This is a genomic window from Pokkaliibacter sp. CJK22405 (assembly GCF_046614695.1).
GTDB lineage: Bacteria > Pseudomonadota > Gammaproteobacteria > Pseudomonadales > Balneatricaceae > Pokkaliibacter.
On the sequence record NZ_JBKKHQ010000014.1, the window covers coordinates 153,027 to 172,038 of the forward strand.

Annotated in this window: 21 protein-coding genes and 1 other RNA gene; 17 read left to right on the forward strand and 5 right to left on the reverse strand. The window is 52.4% G+C overall.

Going from position 1 to position 19,012, the window contains the following annotated elements; all coding sequences use genetic code 11:
* Positions 1-46: 46 nt before the first annotated feature.
* Positions 47-514: a YhcB family protein gene (locus tag ACKC9G_RS11065; RefSeq protein ID WP_411405262.1), complete on the reverse strand. Its 468-nt coding sequence runs from the start codon at positions 512-514 to the stop codon at positions 47-49.
* A 196-nt stretch (positions 515-710) separates the two neighbouring features.
* On the opposite strand from ACKC9G_RS11065, the gene zapE reads away from it, so the two are divergent.
* The 8 genes from zapE to ACKC9G_RS11105 all read left to right on the forward strand — a co-directional run bounded on the left by zapE (position 711) and on the right by ACKC9G_RS11105 (position 6,644).
* Positions 711-1,814, forward strand: coding sequence for a cell division protein ZapE (zapE, locus tag ACKC9G_RS11070; RefSeq protein ID WP_411405264.1), 1,104 nt, complete (start codon positions 711-713; stop codon positions 1,812-1,814).
* 139 nt (positions 1,815-1,953) lie between these two features.
* Positions 1,954-2,382 (forward strand): 50S ribosomal protein L13, encoded by a 429-nt coding sequence (gene rplM / locus ACKC9G_RS11075; RefSeq protein WP_411405266.1) that lies wholly within the window; start codon positions 1,954-1,956, stop codon positions 2,380-2,382.
* Between the two features lie 13 nt (positions 2,383-2,395).
* Positions 2,396-2,788: a 30S ribosomal protein S9 gene (rpsI, locus tag ACKC9G_RS11080; protein ID WP_411405268.1), complete on the forward strand. Its 393-nt coding sequence runs from the start codon at positions 2,396-2,398 to the stop codon at positions 2,786-2,788.
* A gap of 110 nt (positions 2,789-2,898) precedes the next feature.
* Complete coding sequence (petA, locus tag ACKC9G_RS11085) at positions 2,899-3,507, forward strand: ubiquinol-cytochrome c reductase iron-sulfur subunit (RefSeq protein WP_411405270.1); 609 nt, start codon at positions 2,899-2,901, stop codon at positions 3,505-3,507.
* Positions 3,504-4,739 carry a cytochrome b gene (locus ACKC9G_RS11090; RefSeq protein ID WP_411405272.1) on the forward strand — a complete coding sequence of 412 codons (1,236 nt, stop codon included), beginning with the start codon at positions 3,504-3,506 and terminating at the stop codon, positions 4,737-4,739. The genes petA and ACKC9G_RS11090 overlap by 4 nt, the downstream gene beginning before the upstream one ends.
* Positions 4,729-5,385 carry a cytochrome c1 gene (locus tag ACKC9G_RS11095; protein WP_411405274.1) on the forward strand — a complete coding sequence of 219 codons (657 nt, stop codon included), beginning with the start codon at positions 4,729-4,731 and terminating at the stop codon, positions 5,383-5,385. Before ACKC9G_RS11090 ends, ACKC9G_RS11095 begins: the two co-directional genes overlap by 11 nt.
* Positions 5,386-5,450: 65 nt before the next feature.
* Positions 5,451-6,080 (forward strand): glutathione S-transferase N-terminal domain-containing protein, encoded by a 630-nt coding sequence (locus ACKC9G_RS11100; RefSeq protein WP_411405276.1) that lies wholly within the window; start codon positions 5,451-5,453, stop codon positions 6,078-6,080.
* A 66-nt stretch (positions 6,081-6,146) separates the two neighbouring features.
* Entirely contained in the window at positions 6,147-6,644 is a 498-nt protein-coding gene (locus tag ACKC9G_RS11105; RefSeq protein ID WP_411405278.1) for a ClpXP protease specificity-enhancing factor, read from the forward strand.
* Positions 6,645-6,707: 63 nt separating this feature from the next.
* Here ACKC9G_RS11105 and ACKC9G_RS11110 read toward each other — a convergent pair whose 3' ends face one another.
* The 4 genes from ACKC9G_RS11110 to ACKC9G_RS11125 are packed head-to-tail and all read right to left on the reverse strand — an operon-like array spanning position 6,708 to position 10,069.
* Positions 6,708-7,277 carry a BON domain-containing protein gene (locus ACKC9G_RS11110; protein ID WP_411405280.1) on the reverse strand — a complete coding sequence of 190 codons (570 nt, stop codon included), beginning with the start codon at positions 7,275-7,277 and terminating at the stop codon, positions 6,708-6,710.
* Positions 7,277-7,867 (reverse strand): phosphoheptose isomerase, encoded by a 591-nt coding sequence (locus ACKC9G_RS11115; protein WP_411405282.1) that lies wholly within the window; start codon positions 7,865-7,867, stop codon positions 7,277-7,279. Before ACKC9G_RS11115 ends, ACKC9G_RS11110 begins: the two co-directional genes overlap by 1 nt.
* Positions 7,868-7,885: 18 nt before the next feature.
* Positions 7,886-8,245 carry a YraN family protein gene (locus ACKC9G_RS11120; protein ID WP_411405284.1) on the reverse strand — a complete coding sequence of 120 codons (360 nt, stop codon included), beginning with the start codon at positions 8,243-8,245 and terminating at the stop codon, positions 7,886-7,888.
* 3 nt (positions 8,246-8,248) lie between these two features.
* Positions 8,249-10,069, reverse strand: a complete 1,821-nt coding sequence (locus tag ACKC9G_RS11125; RefSeq protein WP_411405286.1) for a penicillin-binding protein activator — start codon at positions 10,067-10,069, stop codon at positions 8,249-8,251.
* 48 nt (positions 10,070-10,117) lie between these two features.
* Here ACKC9G_RS11125 and rsmI point away from each other — a divergent pair, with 48 nt between their 5' ends.
* The 9 genes from rsmI (at position 10,118) to mraY (ending at position 19,009) form a co-directional block, all read left to right on the forward strand.
* Positions 10,118-10,972: a 16S rRNA (cytidine(1402)-2'-O)-methyltransferase gene (gene rsmI / locus ACKC9G_RS11130; RefSeq protein WP_411405288.1), complete on the forward strand. Its 855-nt coding sequence runs from the start codon at positions 10,118-10,120 to the stop codon at positions 10,970-10,972.
* Positions 10,973-11,033: 61 nt separating this feature from the next.
* Positions 11,034-11,383: RNase P RNA component class A (gene rnpB, locus ACKC9G_RS11135), an RNA gene on the forward strand.
* A 207-nt stretch (positions 11,384-11,590) separates the two neighbouring features.
* Positions 11,591-12,052, forward strand: a complete 462-nt coding sequence (gene mraZ, locus ACKC9G_RS11140; protein WP_411405290.1) for a division/cell wall cluster transcriptional repressor MraZ — start codon at positions 11,591-11,593, stop codon at positions 12,050-12,052.
* A gap of 8 nt (positions 12,053-12,060) precedes the next feature.
* Complete coding sequence (rsmH, locus tag ACKC9G_RS11145) at positions 12,061-12,993, forward strand: 16S rRNA (cytosine(1402)-N(4))-methyltransferase RsmH (RefSeq protein ID WP_411405292.1); 933 nt, start codon at positions 12,061-12,063, stop codon at positions 12,991-12,993.
* Positions 12,990-13,367, forward strand: coding sequence for a cell division protein FtsL (gene ftsL / locus ACKC9G_RS11150; RefSeq protein ID WP_411405294.1), 378 nt, complete (start codon positions 12,990-12,992; stop codon positions 13,365-13,367). The genes rsmH and ftsL overlap by 4 nt, the downstream gene beginning before the upstream one ends.
* A complete protein-coding gene (locus ACKC9G_RS11155) occupies positions 13,364-15,067 on the forward strand; it encodes a peptidoglycan D,D-transpeptidase FtsI family protein (RefSeq protein ID WP_411405296.1) in 1,704 nt (567 codons plus the stop codon). Before ftsL ends, ACKC9G_RS11155 begins: the two co-directional genes overlap by 4 nt.
* Positions 15,064-16,539 carry a UDP-N-acetylmuramoyl-L-alanyl-D-glutamate--2,6-diaminopimelate ligase gene (locus ACKC9G_RS11160; protein ID WP_411405300.1) on the forward strand — a complete coding sequence of 492 codons (1,476 nt, stop codon included), beginning with the start codon at positions 15,064-15,066 and terminating at the stop codon, positions 16,537-16,539. Before ACKC9G_RS11155 ends, ACKC9G_RS11160 begins: the two co-directional genes overlap by 4 nt.
* Positions 16,536-17,924, forward strand: coding sequence for a UDP-N-acetylmuramoyl-tripeptide--D-alanyl-D-alanine ligase (locus ACKC9G_RS11165; RefSeq protein ID WP_411405302.1), 1,389 nt, complete (start codon positions 16,536-16,538; stop codon positions 17,922-17,924). The genes ACKC9G_RS11160 and ACKC9G_RS11165 overlap by 4 nt, the downstream gene beginning before the upstream one ends.
* A complete protein-coding gene (gene mraY / locus ACKC9G_RS11170) occupies positions 17,924-19,009 on the forward strand; it encodes a phospho-N-acetylmuramoyl-pentapeptide-transferase (protein WP_411405304.1) in 1,086 nt (361 codons plus the stop codon). The genes ACKC9G_RS11165 and mraY overlap by 1 nt, the downstream gene beginning before the upstream one ends.
* The last annotated feature ends 3 nt before the right edge of the window (positions 19,010-19,012 follow it).

Here is a 19,012-nt window from a genome sequence, read left to right on the forward strand (position 1 = left end):
AGAAAAGGGCGCTCTGAGCGCCCTTTCTGGTAAAGCAAAACTAAAATTATTTGGCAGTCGCTGCCGCTTTCTCCTGTGCGGCGCGTAAACCGTAACCTTCTGAAAGTGTTCCCTGTTCAGTGGGTGAGGTTTTGGGAACATAGTCACGAGGTTGGGTCGGTTCGTACTTTTCTTCAGCGGCCGGTTTGTCGTCCGCTGTAAGCTTTGGCTCTGCCAAAGGACTAATGGCGGTGGAGGCATCCCCCAGCTTCTGGTTGGCATCACCCAGATGCGCATGCAGTGCGCGATAGGTGGATGTGAGGTTGTTTACCAGCTCGGCAGTAGTATCCAGATGACGCTGAACGTCTGCCTTGTAGGTCACCAGCTCCTGTTGGGGAGCGGGAGAACTGAAATCAGAATAGTCCTGAGTGTTGTCGGAATCTTCGCTGTTATTTCGGGGAATCATTCGGCCAATGATTAAGCCGACAATGAAAGCCACAGCAGCCACAATAATGAGCAGAGCGATCTGTTCCACGTTTTACTCCTAAAAAACCAACTGTCCTTGACCCCTATGATAGGGGAAGCCCTGCGGGGCTCCAAGCCGAACACTACCTTTATGCTGCTATCAACGCTACTTAAAGTGGCAGATGCAACAGTGCAATGATTGCGCTAAACCGTCAGGGTGCTAAAGTATCCGCCTTTCTTCTCCCCGTGTTATGCGACGCTGACCTATGACCCCTCTGGAGCGATACAAGCAGGATCTTCAACGCGAAGATTTCCAATATGATGCTGCGCAAGAAATGGCTGTAAAGCATCTTCAACGTGTCTTTGATGAGTTGATTGCTCACAAGGAAACTTCCTCTGGAGGTTTGCTCAAACGCCTGTTTGGCGGTGGGGCAACGAATAAAGAGCCTGTGAAAGGTTTGTATTTCTGGGGTGGGGTCGGTCGCGGCAAGACCTATCTCATGGATACCTTTTATGAGTGTCTGCCCTTTGCCGAGAAAAAGCGTCTGCATTTTCACCGTTTTATGCAGCGCGTACATCAGGATCTCAAAGCGCTGGCGGGGACCGCGAATCCCTTGGTCAAAATCGGCGAAAAATATGCGGCTGAAGCACGCGTGCTTTGTTTCGATGAGTTCTTCGTCACGGATATTACCGATGCGATGATTCTCGGCGGTTTGCTTGAACAGCTGTTCTCGCGTGGGGTGACGCTGGTCACGACCTCCAATATTGTGCCTGATGGCCTGTATAAGGATGGCCTGCAGCGTGCGCGCTTCCTGCCTGCGATTGCGCTTCTGAACAAACATACTGAAGTGGTTAATGTGGATAGCGGTGTGGATTATCGCTTGCGTGCTCTTGAACAGGCAGAGCTCTATCACAGCCCGCTTGATGAAGACGCTGAGCAAAGCCTGCATTCGAGTTTCTGCTCATTGCTGCGTGATGCTTCGAAGCTGGAAGAAAATGCTTCCATTGAAATTAACCAGCGTAATCTGACTGCTCGTAAGGTTTGTGACGATATCGTCTGGTTTGAGTTTGATGAGTTGTGTGATGGCCCGCGTAGCCAGAATGACTACATTGAACTGGCTCGCGAGTTTCACGCCATTATCCTTTCCAATGTGCCTGTCTTGGGTAACGGAAAGGATGATCAGGCGCGCCGCTTCATTAACCTTGTTGATGAATTCTACGACAGTGGCGTCAAGTTGATCATTTCTGCGGCGAAGCCGCTGGATGAACTCTATGCCGGTGGGCGCTTAAGCTTTGAGTTTGAGCGTACCACCAGCCGATTGCTTGAAATGCAGTCAAAAGAATATCTGGCACGCGAACATCGGACTTAACATCTGCTTCGAGACTCGCTATAATGCCGCGCCTGCCGAAGTTCTGTTGTCTCGGTAGCGTTTTTTAAACGTTAGTCCTATGGGCTAACCAATAAAAATAGGTAGCACGTAAAAGTGCATCGTTGTTAGGACGAAATCAATGAAAACCCTGAGCGCCAAGCCTCATGCCGTTAAGCATGACTGGTTCGTGGTAAACGCCGAAGGTAAAACCCTGGGTCGTTTGGCCACTGAAATTGCTCGCCGCCTGCGCGGTAAGCACAAAACTGAATATACTCCTCACGTTGACACCGGTGACTACATCGTTGTTGTTAACGCTGAAAAGGTTCACGTAACTGGTGCGAAAGGTACTGACAAAATGTACCACCGTCACACTGGTTACCCAGGTGGCCTGAAGTCCCTGAGCTTCAACCAGCTGATCGACCACGCTCCTGAGCGTGTTATCGAGCTGGCTGTACGCGGCATGCTGCCAAAAGGCCCACTGGGTCGCGCCATGCATTCCAAGCTGAAAGTGTACGCTGGTGCCGAGCATCCGCACACTGCCCAGCAGCCTAAAGAACTGAACATCTAAGGGGACGTAGACCATGTCAGTGACTCAATACTACGGTACCGGTCGCCGCAAGACCTCTACTGCCCGTGTTTTCCTGAAGGCAGGTTCTGGCAAAATCATCATCAACAAGCGTAGCCTCGAAGAATATTTCGGTCGCGAAACTGCTCGTATGGTGGTTCGTCAGCCTCTGGAACTGGCAGAAGCAACCGATAAATTCGACGTTGTCATCACTGTTGCCGGTGGTGGTAACTCTGGTCAGGCTGGTGCGATCCGTCACGGTATCACTCGCGCTCTGATCCAGTTCAGCGAAGAACTGCGTTCTCCGCTGCGTAAAGCTGGCTACGTTACTCGCGACGCTCGTGAAGTTGAACGTAAGAAAGTCGGTCTGCGTAAAGCACGTAAGCGTCCTCAGTACTCCAAGCGTTAATCGCAAGAGTCTCTGGATTCGCAAAAACCCCATGGAGTATTCTCCGTGGGGTTTTTGTTTTTATGGCGTTTACTTCGGGATTTTATATTTCGGGTAGGTAAGGAGGGGTAGTGAAGGAAGAGGCTGGATTGCCCAATCCCCGTCGTCGCTTTTTGCTGGGTTCAACACTGGTGCTCGGTGCGGCAGCTGTCGTGGGCGCTGCTGTTCCGCTGGTGTGTGCCTTGCGTCCCGTCAAAGGTGTGGCTGAGACGAAGCCTATCGTTATCGATCTGAGTAAGCTTGAGTCAGGTCAGCAGTTGGTTGTTAACTGGGCGGACTCGCCTGTGTGGGTTATTCGACGAACCGCATCCATGCTGGCTGAGCAAGAAAAGCTCACCTCCTTTCTCGCTGATCCCTGGTCTGCAAACTCCACTCAGCCTGCTTATATTCCAGCGTCCGCAGCTCGCTCTGTGCGTGATGATGTAGTGGTTGTTTCCGGCGTCTGTACGCACCTGGGTTGTCTTCCCCGTTTTCAGGCGCTAGCACAGCCTCTGCCTCCGTCAGTAGGCGCAGGGCAGTGGTGTGGTGGTTTTATCTGTCCTTGTCATGGTTCTTTATTTGACTTCTCTGGCCGGGTTTATCGGGATATGCCAGCACCTACCAATTTGGTTGTGCCTCCTTATTTTTTCAGGGGGCACGATCAGTTGGTGATTGGGCGCTCTGGTGAGGGTGTTGCATGAGTGAGTCGAAGAATGATGCTTCTTCTCGTAGTGAGAAGTGGCTCGTGTCGCGTTATCCGGGATTGAATGTGCTGGCAGCGCTACGTGCCTATAAAGTGCCGGATAATCTGAATCTCTGGTATTGCTTTGGAGCGGTTGCGCTATTCGCTCTGTGTCTTCAGTTGCTCAGTGGTATATGGCTGGTTTTCTTCTATGACCCGACCAACGCTTTTGCTTCTGTTCAGTACATTATGCGTGAGGTCGAGTATGGGTGGCTGATCCGCTATGCGCATACCACCGGAGCTTCCATGCTCTTTGCTGTGTTGTTTGTGCACTTGCTGCGGGCGATGGTGTATGGATCTTACCGGCAGCCGCGCGAGTTAGTGTGGCTGTTTGGTATGGTGCTTTTGCTTTTGATGATGGCTGAGGCCTTCATGGGGTATCTGCTGCCTTGGGGGCAAATGTCCTATTGGGGGGCAAAGGTTATTCTGACTCTGGTTGAGTCGCTGCCCTGGGTTGGAAACGGGTTGCTGCAGGTCTTACAGGGCGGTGAGCTTCTGGGAGAGGCTGCGCTAAAGCGATTCTATGTCCTGCATATTCTGCTTGTTCCGATGGTTATAGCCCTGTTGGTTTATCTGCATATTGGTGCGTTACATTCTGTGGGGGCGAATAATCCTGAGGGGCGAGTGCTAATGGATCGTGCAGGGGATAGTGTTCCACGTATGGTTGCTTTTCATCCCTACTACACACTCAAAGACGCTGTTGCTGTTGTGCTTTTTTTGCTGATATTTGCGGCGATTATCTTCTATGCGCCGATGATGGGTGGTGTCTTTATTGAGCCTGCTAATGCAGTGGCTGCTAATCCTATGGTGACGCCAGCGCACGTTAGTCCGCCTTGGTATTTTAGTCCGTTCTACAGCATGTTGCGGGTTGTTAGCTTTCCCTGGTTGGGGGTGGAAGCCCGCCTCTGGGGTGGGCTAACGATGATGTTTGCTCTTTTGATGCTGCTATTGCTTCCCTGGTTGGATCGCTCTCCAGAAAGGTCGCTTCGCTATAAAGGGCGGTGTAGTCGTGTGGCCCTAGCGATTTGGGTCATTAGTTTGATCGGGCTCGGTGTTTTAGGTTGTCTGCCGTTGACAGAGTGGCGCATCTGGCTGGCTCGACTGGCGGTAATTCTCTACTTCCTCTGTCTTGTTCTAATGCCTTGGTATAGCCGTTGGGGTGTTGTGCGGGAGGCAGTGGATGCTGAGTAGAGTCTGGCTGTTGGGGTTAATGCTGCTGATTCCACTTAAGGGGATGGCAGCGATGGCTGAGGGCTCCTTGCAGCGAGGTGCTGAGTTCTATCGCCAATATTGTGCGGGCTGTCATTCAGCGGCGTATGTGACGCCGAGGGCACTTAAGTCGGTGGGTGTCGAACAGAGATATATAGAGCTTGTACAGCATGGCTCTTTGCCGCTCTCGCTGGCTGATCAGTGGTTTGGTAAGCAGCCTCCTGACTTGAGCCTGGAGGCGCAGCAGCGTGGTGCTAAGTGGTTGACTGGCTTTCTTCATGGCTTTTATGCGGATTCTTCGCGGCTCTTTGGGGTGAATAATCATCTGCTGCCGGGGCTTATGATGCCTGATGTTCTTCTGCCCTTGAGAGAGGGCGTTAATCGCGCTTGTGTCTCGACTGATCAGGTGTCTTGTGTGGAAAGTGCTGGCGCGACGATGTCGGGTAACAGATTATCCGCAAAGGAATATGATCAAGCGGTTCATGATCTGGTAAACTTTCTCGTTTATATGAGTGAGCCTGAGATTGTTCAGCGTGAGGCGCTTGGGCCTTGGGTCCTTGGCTTTCTGATGATTCTGCTTTTGTTCACTTATGCGCTAAAGCGAGAGTACTGGCGAGATTTGCGCTAGTCAGTCTCCGGCAGGGATAGCTGCTGGCGCATACCTTATTTCGAATCTGACAAGAGGTTAACAGCATGGGTGTTGTGGCGAAGCGTTCTTCTATGACGTTCTTCTCCAATGGTGAGGATCATTACAGCCATCGCGTGCGTATTGTTCTCGCAGAAAAAGGGGTTACCGTAGATATTCTGGATGCGGATCCCAATAATGTTCCTGAGGACGTAACATCCTCAAACCCCTATAACACGCTTCCTACTCTGCTGGACCGTGAGTTGGTGCTCTTTGAGCCTAACATCATGATGGAATATCTGGATGAGCGCTTTCCTCATCCGCCTCTGTTGCCTGTGTATCCTGTGGCGCGTGCTGAAAGTCGTCAGTTGATGTATCGCATCCAGCGTGACTGGTGTGTGCACGTTGACCGTATCCTGAAAGACAAAAACAGTGCTGAGGCAGAAGAGTCCCGTACTATTCTGACCGAAAGCCTGCTTTCTATTGCGCCGATCTTTGCTGAATTTTCCTATTTCATGAGTGAAGAGTTCACACTGGTGGATTGCTGCATCGCCCCCATCCTGTGGCGCTTGCCTGCTCTTGGTATTGAGCTGCCAGAGAAGCAGGCTAAGCATCTGCTGCGTTATATGGGGCGTCTGTTTGAGCGTGAATCATTCCGCGCCAGCCTGTCTGAAGCGGAAAAGGAAATTCGAGTCTAAGTCTCTGAATGGGCAGGCGTGTCTTGCTTGCCCATACTGAGGGCTCGAAAGTTAAGGAGGTAGTGAATGATTCCAAGTCGTCCGTTTATTGTGCGTGGTCTCTATGAATGGATTTTGGAGAACGGCTGGACGCCCTATGTTGTGGTTGATGCCGATTGTCCCGGAGTCGAAGTGCCTCGGCAGCATGTGCAGGATGGTCAGATTGTTCTGAATATCTCGCCAACAGCTGTGCAGTATCTCAATGTGGCTAATGCGGAAATGACGTTTAATGCGCGCTTCGGTGGTGTGCCCATGCAGGTGATTGCGCCGATGGCGGCCATTCTTGCGATGTATGCTCGTGAAAACGGTCAGGGAATGGGCTTTGGAATGGAGCCAGGAGCTGATCAGCTGGAGCAGCAGTTGCTTGAAAAGGTCACCGATGAGATTGCGCCTGCAGGCCTGAGTGTTGTTGAAGATAGCTCAGGTGCTGAGGAGGCCGAGATTCAGTCGGAAGAGTCTGTGGCGGAAGTGCCAAAGAAATCCGACAAGCCTCACAAGCGACCTTCTTTGAAAGTGATCAAGTAGTCTTTTCCCGTAATACAAAAAAAGGAGCCTTAAGGCTCCTTTTTTTGTGGCTGAGCGAGTGGCTCAGATGTATTCGAAGATCTTGACGATCTGTTGAATGCCGCCTACCTGCTGAATAATGCTTACCGCAAGGTCTGCTTGAGCCTGGGTGACACGGCCCATAAGGTAAACGATGCCTGCTTCCGTGATGACCTTGATCTGTGACGAAGGCAGATTTTTTTCTGCCAGCAGTTTGGTCTTGATCTGAGTCGTGATGAAGGCGTCCTGGCTTTGCATCAATAACGTCGCATTAGGCCCAACGCTTAGGCGGTTCTGAATCTGGCGAACGCCTCGCACCTGCTGAACAATTTGCTCGGCTTCCTGTTTGACGCTTTGGTTGGGAACTTGTCCTACCAGTAATACGATACCATTCTGGCTGGTCACGGAAACGCGGGATTGCTGCAGCGCTTGTGAGCCCTTGTTGATGTTGACTGAGGCTTTGGTGTCGATGACTTGGTCATCTACAAATTTACCCACCGTGCGAGAGGTGTAGTCTTCCTGAATCGGTTCGTCACGAGTGGCGCTGATGATGTTAGAGCAGCCAGCTAGGCCGGTGCACAATGCGATCAGGGCGACGCCGATAGGCTTCTTCATTACTCTCCTCCAAAAAGCTGAAAATCAATAAGGTCACACAGGCAATGAATGATCAGTGTATGAACTTCCTGAATGCGAACGGGCATCTCTGAGGGGACGCGTAGCTCAACCTCTTCGGGGCGAAGCAGGGAGCTGATATCGCCGCCATCGGTTCCTGTCATGGCGATAACCATCATGTCTCGATCATGAGCTGCCTGGATAGCTTGTACTATATTAGCCGAGCGACCCGATGAGGAAATAGCCAGCAGGATATCGCCGGGCTGCCCCAGGGCGCGTATCTGCTTAGAATAAACATCGTTGTAATTGAACTCGCTGGCTATTGCGGTCAGTGTTGCTGCGTCAGCACTCAGATTCATTGCTGGCAGGCCGGGGCGGTCGCGCTCAAAACGGTTCAGTAGCTGTGTCGTGAATAACTGACTGTCGATTGCAGAGCGGCCATTGCCACAGCAAAGGATCTTGCCTTCACTCAGCAGGCAATGAAGCATCATTTCGCTGGCATGAGCAATCAGTGGCGTCAGCAGCTCTACCGCATGGACTTTTACGTCAATGCTGGTGTGAAACTGAGCGATAATGCGATCTTGTAGCTCCATGAGAACGGGGCATTTCCATCAGGTAGACAGGGCGTTTTTTAGCCACTGATACTCGTATCCCTCGCTATTCTGTGTCATCGACAGAATATCGAACCTTGAAAAGTGATGCTGCCATTGGCGGTGTTTCTGTAAATATGCAGTGGCAGCATTAATCAGTCGACGCTGTTTGCGGGGGTCTATGGATTCGCTCGGGCTTACCAGACCATCGCGTTTGCGAAAGCGGACTTCAACAAAAACCAGATGCTGACCGTCTGTCATGACCAGGTCAAGTTCACCGTCCGCCAGACGAACATTATTGGCGACGTAAATGAGCCCCTTGGATTCAAGGAAGCGGCGAGCTGCTTGCTCGGCGCTTTTTCCTCGAAAGGCTGCCAGCATCAATCAGTCCTGAGGTTGGTTGGTGATGATGGGGTAAGGCGCGCCGGAACGTATTCTAGCGATGCTCAGCTCGCGATGCACCTCGTTGCCATCCAGTGACAGAATGCCAGTCTGACCATAGAAGCGTGCTGAAGTATGCTCTTTCATTAATGGTACGCGCAGCATTAGCTCAAAAGCATCCATGCCCATGGCAAAGAAGTTAAGCGTGTTGCTGGAGGCTGAGTCCCAGTACTGTTGAACATCCGGGCTGCTTTCATCATGGCCTTTAAGGAGTAATGGCATGATGGTGAAGTACAGGCCGTTGAGATCCTGATCATGTTGTGGGTCTGGGCTGCCAGAGTAAACCTGAGAGGTTGCGTAGACGGGCAGGTCAGAGGCGTAGTTAAACGCCAGCGCAGGCATCACCTGACGTGCCGTCATCGGTTGGCTGATCAGGACAATCATGTCGATGTCATCACGGTGGCGCGCTTTGCCGTTGCGGCGTTTTGCTTGAGCGGCAGTCATGTTCATGTGCAGCCATTGGGTACTGGCATCGACATAGCTGTTCTGGTCGCCCACGCTATATTGGTCTGCGATCTGGCCGCCAAGGCGCGTAAACTCTTCACGAAATGCGTTGACGCCACGTTGAGCCCAATCTCCCGGCTCTGACAGGATCATGGCCGAGTGCTTGCCGTCCTGCCATGCCTGGTGAGCCAGCTGACGGGCTTCATCTTCAATGGTCAGTCCGTATTCGGTCATATTGGTCGGAACGTTGGCGCTATCGTCCAGTACGTTAAGTGCGAGAGTGTCTATGGGGAGAGTGCTCTGGCCCGAAAGCTGGTCCAGCTGAGTTTTTCGAAGCGGGCCGACAACAAAATCGACACCCTGTTGCTTAAGGTCCTGATACAGAGCCAGCAGGTTTGGATATTCCTCAGTATTGCGCACCAGTACCTCAGGCGCGTCAAGACCGCCTTTCTGGCGAGCGTAATAGGAGGTCATGAAGCCTTGCTGAATAGCTTTAGAAACGTAGGAAAGCTGGCCGCTCATGGGTAGCAGCAGGGCGATCTTGTTGGGAGCTTCAGTGTTAGTGTCGGCTACGGCAATCACTTCGCCTGGTGGTGTTTGGGCGGCCGGATGATCTGGCCACTGTTGTTTCCATTGGTTGTAGGCCATGGTCTGACGCATAAGATCTGGCTGGCTGCGAAGGCTCAGAGCCAGTGCCAGCCAGCCTTGAGTCAGTTGGTCGGCTGCATTCTGACGTGCCTGAGTTAGTGCTGTGGTACTGCTTTTTTGCAGGTCTCTCCACAGCAGGTCGTTCTGGGTCTGGCGCTGATCGCCACTCAACAAATCTGAGAGTGCAATGCGCTCCTTGGCTGCATCCAGATAGTCACTGGTCATCTCGAAAGCTTGAGCGCGCAGTTGGTAGAGGGTTTGCAGATCTACGTCAGTTAGCTGTATCCGTTTGAACACAGGATCGTGTAGCCAGAACAGTGCCTGATTGCCATCATGGCGCTCAAGCTCAAGGCGAGCGCGTAAAAAGGCATATTCCAGTTTCAGGTCAGCGGATAACTCGCCTTGATGGATCATGTCAGTCAGGGCTTTGGCATCGCCTGGGCGGTCCTGATCCATTAGCTGCTCGGCTTGCAGCAGCAGATATTCTGAGCGGTCAGTGCCTGCCATCGACGAGCTGCGTGTTATGATGCTCTGGATTGGCTGCTGTGAGGCGGTACGCTGGCGTTGCTGGTTGTTGGTATTAGACGTCGTGGTTACGCAGCCACTTAATGTAATGCTCGCGGTAATCGCGAGGCTCAATGCCAGGCGCTTGGTCAATATACTTGCACTCACGGTCAATCCCTGTTGCCTATGAATTTCTGATGAGAATACTGCTCTGCTATGTCTGAACAGACGCTATATATAGTCGCTACGCCAATTGGCAACCTCGACGATATCACGCCGCGCGCGCTGGAAGTGTTGGCAAAGGTCGATGTCATCGCTGCCGAAGACACTCGCCACAGCCAGAAACTGCTCTCCCACTTTAATATACGAACGCCGCTAGTGCCTGTGCATGATCACAACGAGAGACAGCAGGCAGAGGGTATTGTACAGCGATTGGCCGAAGGTAAAAGTGTTGCGCTGATTTCTGATGCGGGAACGCCGTTGATCTCTGATCCTGGCTACCATCTTGTTCGTGAAGTCAGGCAGGCTGGTTTTCGGGTTTCGCCATTACCCGGGCCTTGTGCTGTGGTGACTGCGTTATGTGCGGCGGGGCTGCCGACTGATCGCTTCGTGTTTGAGGGTTTTCTTCCTGCCAAAGCGCAGGCGCGGATCCAGACCTTGCAGTTTTTGTCTAAGGAGCCGAGAACTGTGGTATTTTACGAGAGTCCGCATCGCATATTGGCCACTCTTGAGGCGATGGTTGAAGTATTGGGCAGTGAGCGACAGTTGGTGATGGCGCGTGAAATCACTAAAACCTTTGAAACCTTCTTACAAGGCACCTTGCCTGAAGTGCTTGATCTGGTTCGGAATGATCCAAACCAGCAGAAGGGGGAGATCGTACTGATGCTGCAAGGTGCGCCAGCGGCTGCGGGTGATGATCTTGATGCTGCAGCGGAGCAGACGATGCGAACGCTAATGGATGTTCTTCCCATAAGTCAGGCCGCGGCAACAGCTGCCAAGCTGACTGGACTTAATCGTAAGGTGTTGTATCAATGGGCTTTGTCTCAGCAGTCCATTGATGGATCAGCTTAATCAGTGCTAATAGCCTTAAAGAACTTGTGAGTTTTGAATCCCGTGGTATCCTTCACGCCGCTGAGTCCGCTGGGCAATCGCCGCTTCCTTAGGAAGGGGAGGAAAGTCCGGGCTCCACAGGGTAAAGTGCCAGATAACGTCTGGGGGGCGTGAGCCCACGGAAAGTGCAACAGAAAGTATACCGCCTAAGCTCGTAAGAGCCGGTAAGGTTGAAATGGTGCGGTAAGAGCGCACCGCGTGGGTGGTAACACTCCACGGCGATGGAAAACCCCACTCGGAGCAAGACCAAATAGGAACCCTTAAGGCGTGACCCGCGCTGGGTTCGGGTAGGTCGCTGGAGGCGTCTGGTGACAGCCGCCCTAGATGAATGATTGTCCTCGACAGAACCCGGCTTACAGGCGGGCTCAGCACCTCTGATTCTCCTCGTTATCCACAGTAGTGCCTTCTTTTATAGACCTTCACTGAATCCTTCTTGAAAACCGTTCATTTAGCCTGTGCGGCGTTAGCTTTTGCCTTGCAATTGCTATGGCGCATTTCTATAGTGTGAGTGGTGAAAAGTGGGGTGAAGTGGTAGGAAAGTGGGTTCAAAGTGGTGGTGAGGTGGAATAGTGGTGATTTGTGGGTAGTTTTCGAGGGCTGAACTCCATCGCGATGGATGGCAAAGGACGCATGGCGCTTCCTGCCAAGTATCGTGATGACTTGCTGCAGCTCTGCGATGGCAACCTCGTGCTAACTATCGATACCGAATCCAAATGTTTGCTGCTCTACCCTTTACCTGAATGGGAAGTCATTCAGCAGCAGCTTGAAGCTTTACCCAGTTATAACCCGGCCACACGCCGCATCCAGCGACTTCTTATCGGACATGCCACCGATGTAATCATGGACAAGCAGGGGAGACTGCTGGTGCCATCGTTATTGCGGGAGTATGCCTCGCTGGATAAGCAGATTGCGCTGATTGGTCAGGGTAAGCGTTTTGAAGTCTGGGATGACGCTTTGTGGCGATCCCTTCGTGATGAGTATCTGGCACCTGAGAATGGTCAGGCTGGGATGCCAGAGGAATTGAGTGGCTTGGCACTGTAGGCGGAACAATGACGGAAGCTTATCAGCACATAACAGTCTTGTTGAATGAGGCTGTTGATCAGCTGGTGACAGATCCCGAAGGTGTGTATATCGATGGCACCTTTGGTCGCGGAGGACACTCGGCGCTGGTACTTGAGCGCCTGGGTCCGAACGGACGTCTTATCGCCATCGATAAGGACCCTGACGCTATTGCTGTAGCGCATCAGCGTTTTGGTGATGATTCACGTTTTCAGATTGTACACTCTTCATTTGCTGATCTTGTTCGTATTGCTGAAGAGCAGGAGCTAACCGGCAAAATCAACGGTATTCTCCTTGATCTTGGTGTTTCCTCACCTCAGCTGGATAACCCCGAGCGTGGTTTCAGCTTTAATCACGATGGTCCGCTCGACATGCGAATGGATACGACTCAAGGCCAGAGCGCAGCTGAGTGGATAAATTCGGCAGATGAAAAAGATATTGCCGATGTGTTCTACCTCTTCGGTGAAGAGCGTTTCTCCCGGCGTATGGCGCGCGCGATTGTAGAGCGCCGCAGCAAAATGCCGATTACCCGCACCTCTGAACTTGCCTCTATTGTTTCTGAAGCCAATCCCGCTTGGGAAAAGGGCAAGCATCCTGCGACACGTGCTTTTCAGGCTACCCGCATCTTTATCAACAAAGAGCTTGAAGATGTTGAAGCTTGCCTGGCCGCAACCCCTGAGGTTTTGGCAAGTGGCGGGCGTCTGGTGGTCATCAGTTTCCACTCCCTCGAAGATCGTATTGTTAAACGATTTATGCGTGATGAATCACGGGGTAAACAGTTGCCCCGCGGTTTACCCGTTACCCAGGACAGTCTGAATATCCGGATGCGATTGCTTGGTAAGGCACAGAAGGCCAGTGACAGCGAAGTTGGTGGCAATGTGCGCTCTCGCAGTGCCGTGATGCGCGCGGCTGAAAAGCTATGAAAAAACAGCAGCCGGTCAGCCTCTATAACACTGGAAGTCGTCAGCAGCGTGCTGAGCTTCTTCAGGGCGCTGTACCTGCTCATCCGGTATTGCAGATGCCCTTCACCAGCTGGCGTCTCTGGGTAGTGGGGGCTTTGTTGCTTTTTATCGTTGTCAGCTGTGTGAGTGTCATTCTCAGTGCTCATTGGAATCGGCGCCAGTTCACCGAACTACAGCAGTTGGAAAAGCGCCAGGATAAGTTGGAAGTGGAGTGGGGGCAGTTGTTGCTTGAGGAAAGCAGTTTGTCGGCTCATGGCCGGGTTGAAACCATTTCGCGAGATAAGTTGGACATGTACTCACCCTCACCCAAGTCAATCATCATGGTGAAGCCATGAGTGCCTCAAAAAATGGAGCGCTGCCCTTCCCTTGGCGCTTTAGAATCGTGCTTGGCATGCTGGGATTGTTGGCTCTGGTACTGATTGGTCAGTTAGTTAACCTGCAGGTTATCCGTCAGGACTTTCTCAATAACCAGGGCGATGCCCGAGCGTTGCGAACTGAGGCTATTCCCGCACACCGCGGCATGATTGTTGATCGCAATGGTGAGCCATTGGCAATTAGCGCCCCTGTTGAGACCCTTTGGGCTGAGCCGAAAATTCTTGGTGAATACCCCGATCACTGGGGAGATCTTGCCAAAGCGCTGGATACACCCGAAGACGAGCTCGGTCGGCGTATCAAGGTGAATGGTAGCAAAGAGTTCATGTACCTGCGCCGGCAGATGACACCAAGTGATGCAGCCAAAGTGATGGCGCTGGGAATTCCCGGCGTTTATTCACGTAAAGAGTATCGACGTTTCTATCCTGCTGGCGAAGTCACCAGTCACGTAGTGGGCTTTACCAACGTTGATGGTCGCGGGCAGGAAGGTATCGAGCTTGAATTTAATGACTGGCTTGAAGGTCATACGGGTGAGAAAGAAGTATTGCGTGACCGGTTGGGGCGCACAATCAAAGATCTCAAACTGATTAAACAATCCCGGCCCGGACAGGATCTGGCACTGACCATTGACCTTCGTCTTCAGTATCTGGCGTACCAGGCGCTGAAGGGCATTGTGGCTGAGAATGGTGCTAAAGCCGGTACGATGGTAGTGCTGGACCCGCAAAATGGTGAAGTGCTGGCCATGGTTAACCAGCCTGCCTATAACCCCAACAATCGTGTTGATGTGTCCTCATCGAGTCTGCGCAATCGTGCGCTGACTGACATGTTTGAGCCTGGCTCCACCATGAAGCCGCTTACTATCTCTGCAGGCATGCTGACGAATACCATTACGCCTGACACTAAGATTGATACCCACCCAGGTACGCTGCGAATTACCTATAAAACGATCCGTGACCACCGCGATTACGGTGTTTTGGATATCACAGGCATCATTACGCACTCAAGTAACGTCGGTGCGGCCAAAATATCCATGATGCTGCCGCAGGATGCGCTTTATCAAACCTTTCATAATTTTGGGATTGGTGTGAACCCTGGCACGGGATTTCCTGGAGAGCAGGCAGGTGATTTGCCGCATTATGGTCCTAAACAGGTACTGCAGCAGGCGACGACTTCCTATGGTTACGGTCTTACGGTCACACCTGCCCAGTTGGCTCGAGCTTATGTCCCCTTTGCGAATGGAGGACGGCTTTTCCCGGTTTCACTGGTGAGAACTAATCAGCCGCCGCAGGCAGTGCAGGTGATTCCTGCTGATACAGCACATTCAATTCTCAAAATGCTGGAAACAGTGACTGAAACCGGTACAGCTACACGCTCACGAGTGCCAGGTTACAAATTGGGCGGTAAGACCGGTACGGTTCATAAAGTTGGGCCCAATGGCTATGAAGCAGACCATTACTTCTCAGTGTTTGCGGGCGTCGCTCCTATTTCTGATCCCCGTGTGGTCGCAGCTATCTTCATTGATGACCCTCAGGGTGGAGAGTACTACGGCGGTGCTGTTGCCGCGCCTGTATTCGGTCGTTTTGTAGCTGGTGCCATGCGCCTTCTTAAAGTGCCGCCTGATGATCTTGAGAAGTTGCGCAAGCTTCAGGGAGATAAGTCATGACAGGCTTCTCAGGCAATGGTCAGCCACAGACGCTGGGTGAATGGCTGGGAGAAGTCGCGGGCGAGCTTGCCGACCTGCCTCGTCAGCGATTGACTATAGACAGTCGACAAGTCGAGGCTCATGACTGGTTTATTCTTGCTGTCACTGACAACGATAAAGCGCAGCGTTTCTATACTGATGCCGTTGCACGACAGCCAGCGCTAATAATTGCGCCTGAAGATGTGCTATTGGCGGATCATGAAGTGCCGGTGGTTCACGTGCCTCAACTGCTGGAACGTTTGGGAATATTAATTAGCCATTATTTTGGTGAGCCCTCACATTCCCTGTGCCTTACCGGTATCACTGGCACCAATGGCAAAACCTCGGTTAGCCAATTTCTGGCCAATGCTCTGGCCGAACTGGGTAAGCCCTGTGGGGTGCTCGGAACCTTAGGTTATGGCTTTCCTGACAAGATGGAAGTGGCAACACACACGACTCCGGATGTGCTGCGGGTGCATCAGCTGCTTAATGGCCTGCAAGCTCAAGGTGCAACAGATGTGGCGATGGAAGTGTCATCACATGCACTGATGCAGGGGCGTGTGGGAGGCGTGCTTTTTGATACCGCAGTATTTACCAACCTGACCCGTGACCATCTGGATTATCACGGCACGATGGAGGCATACGCCAAGGCCAAACAGCTTCTGTTTGTCTCTCGTGGACTTAAGCGTGCGGTCATTAATCTGGATGATCCCTGGGCAGCGGACTTCATTAAAGCGCTTCCTGCGTCTGTTGAGCTGGTGACCTTTGCTCGCGAGCAGGATGCCAGTGTTCATCTGTCCTTATGGCAACCCCATGCGCAGGGCATGAGTCTCTGCTTTCAGACGCCAAGTGGTCAGATTCGTTTTGATACGCCTTTGCTGGGCAGCTTTAACGTCAGCAACTTGTTAGCAGTAGCTGCCGTGCTCTATGCCCGTGGCTTTAGTCATGATGATATTGCTTCTGCCTTATCTGCCCTGCAGCGTGTCCCCGGGCGGATGGAGTCCTTTGGTGGTGAAAATAAACCGCTTCTTGTTGTGGATTATGCCCACACTCCTGATGCGCTTGAGAAAGCATTAACCGCACTTCGCGAACATGTGCGTGGTCAGCTCTGGTGTATTTTTGGCTGCGGAGGCGACCGTGATCGCGGCAAGCGCCCTCTTATGGCAGAGGCTGCGAGTCAGGCTGATCATGTGATTCTGACTCAGGACAACCCACGTACTGAGAGCCCTGCCCAAATTATTGCTGATACCCGTGCTGGTTTTGCGCAAGGTCAGTCTTATGACGTGATCGAAGATCGCAGTGCCGCCATACATGAGACTTTTATTCGTGCTAAAGCAGGGGATGTGATTTTGATCGCCGGCAAAGGTCACGAAGACTATCAGGATATACAGGGTATCAAGCACCCTTATTCAGACCGTGATATTGCCCGTCAGTTGCAGGAGAGCGCCTCATGATTGGCCAATGGACTTTAGCTGATGTGGCCAATGCGATTGGCGCAGAACTTCCTTCCAGTGCTGCTTTTTTACCCTGTGAAGGTGTGTACACCGACTCACGGGCGGCCGCTGAAGGTCGGGTGTTTCTGGCGTTGGTGGGTGAGCGTTTTGATGCCCATGACTTTATTGACCAGGCTATCGAGCAGGGAGCCATCGCGGTTATCGTCTCGCGCCCGGTGGATGTCAGCGTTCCTGTCCTTCAGGTTGAAAATACGCTGATTGCGCTGGGAGCTGTCGGCAAAGCTAATCGTAGTCGCTTCACCGGAAAAGTGGTTGCGGTGACAGGCAGTAGTGGTAAGACCACCGTCAAAGAGATGGCGGCTGCTATTTTGGCGACACAGGGAAAAACCCTTTACACCCAGGGCAATCTCAATAACGAGATTGGCGCGCCTCAGACACTGATGCGTCTCGATGAAACCCATCACTTTGGTGTGATTGAGCTTGGCGCGAGTGGTGGGGGGGAAATCGCACGCACCGTGGCGATGACCAAGCCTCATGTTTCTATTCTTAATAATGCGGCAGGAGCCCATTTAGAGGGCTTTGGCTCTTTGATGGGAGTGGTTAAGGCTAAAGGCGAAATTATTGATGGTGTTTTGCCAGGCGGAAAGGCTGTCCTGAATGCTGACGATCCTCATGTGGATATCTGGGTGGAGCGGGCTGCTGAGAATGGTAAGGGCGTTATTCTTTTTGGCGAGAGTGAGCGGGCTGATGTGCGCTTCTCAGAAGCGGAGGTTGATGCGCTTGGTTTATGGCGTGCGCAAATGATCTTGCCGGATGGTGAAAAACTTTGCTTCAAACTGTCGATTCCCGGCAGACACAATTTAGCCAATGCTACTGCCGCCGCTGCCGCTTGCTGGCAACTGGGGGTGCCTGCCAAAGCCATCGCTCAGGGGCTAAGTGAGGTTAAAGCGGTAAAAGGCCGTTGCTTCCCGATTCAGTCGCCTGCGGGTCTTCGCATTATTGATGATAGCTATAACGCCAACCCTTCTTCGATGACCGCGGCAGTGTTGATGTTATCTGCCATGCCGGGGCCCCACGTATTGGCGCTTGGCTCTATGGCAGAACTGGGTAGCGGTACGGTATCAGGCCATCAGCAGGTGGGTGAAGCGGCCGCGAAAGCCGATATCGACTGGCTGTTTTGTTGTGGTCCCCATGGCCTGCATTACGTTGAAGGCTTTATCGCCGCAGGCGGTGATGCTGAGCGCGCCCTTTATTTTCCGCAAAAAGCCGACCTCGTGGTCGCACTTCAACAGAAGGTAGAAAACACCATGGTCGTACTGTGCAAAGGTTCTCGCAGCGCAGGCATGGAAGATGTTGTTAACGCATTAGCAGGAGGCGTGAACTAATGCTGCTATGGATTGCCAGCTGGCTCAGCGAGTACCACACCGGCTTTACTGTATTTCAGTACCTGACTCTTCGTGGAATTCTCGGTGTTCTGACTGCGTTAGGTCTGTCCCTCGCCATTGGCCCGGTAATGATTCGAAAGCTGCGCCAGTATCAGATTGGTCAGGCGGTTCGTGATGACGGCCCTCAGAGTCACCTTAGCAAGGCAGGAACGCCGACCATGGGCGGCACGCTGATTCTGATTTCGATTGCGATCAGCACCTTGCTGTGGGCGGATCTATCCAATCGTTTTGTCTGGATTGTGCTCGGCGTTATGGCGGTATTCGGTGCTGTAGGCTGGGTTGACGACTACCGCAAGGTGATTGAGAAAAACCCACGTGGTCTGCCTGCACGCTGGAAATATCTGTGGCAGTCGGTAGGCGGTTTCGGGGCTGCGGCAATCCTTTATGCCACCTCCAGCACCAGTGCTGAGACAGCGCTTATTGTCCCCTTTTTTAAACACTGGGTGATTCCGATGGGAGCGGTCGCTTTCATCATTTTCACCTATCTGGTGATTGTTGGTAGCTCAAATGCCGTGAACCTGACTGACGGGCTGGATGGTCTGGCCATTATGCCGACGGTCATGGTTGCAGGTGCCATGGGAATCTTTGCCTATGTGACGGGGAACGCCAAGTTTGCCGAGTACCTGCTGATTCCTTATGTCTCCGGAAGTGGCGAGCTGCTTGTTATCTGTGGAGCGATAGTCGGCGCAGGGCTTGGCTTTCTCTGGTTTAACACCTATCCCGCACAGGTCTTTATGGGCGATGTGGGCGCGCTGGCCCTGGGAGCAGTATTGGGCACTATCGCCGTTATCGTTCGTCAGGAACTGGTGTTGGTCATCATGGGTGGCGTGTTTGTGATGGAAACAGTTTCTGTGATTTTGCAGGTAGCCTCATTCAAGCTGACCGGTCGTCGAATTTTTCGTATGGCGCCATTGCACCACCACTTTGAGTTGAAAGGCTGGCCTGAGCCACGCGTTATCGTTCGCTTCTGGATCGTAACGGTGATGCTGGTACTTATCGGCCTTGCCACATTGAAACTTCGTTAAGGA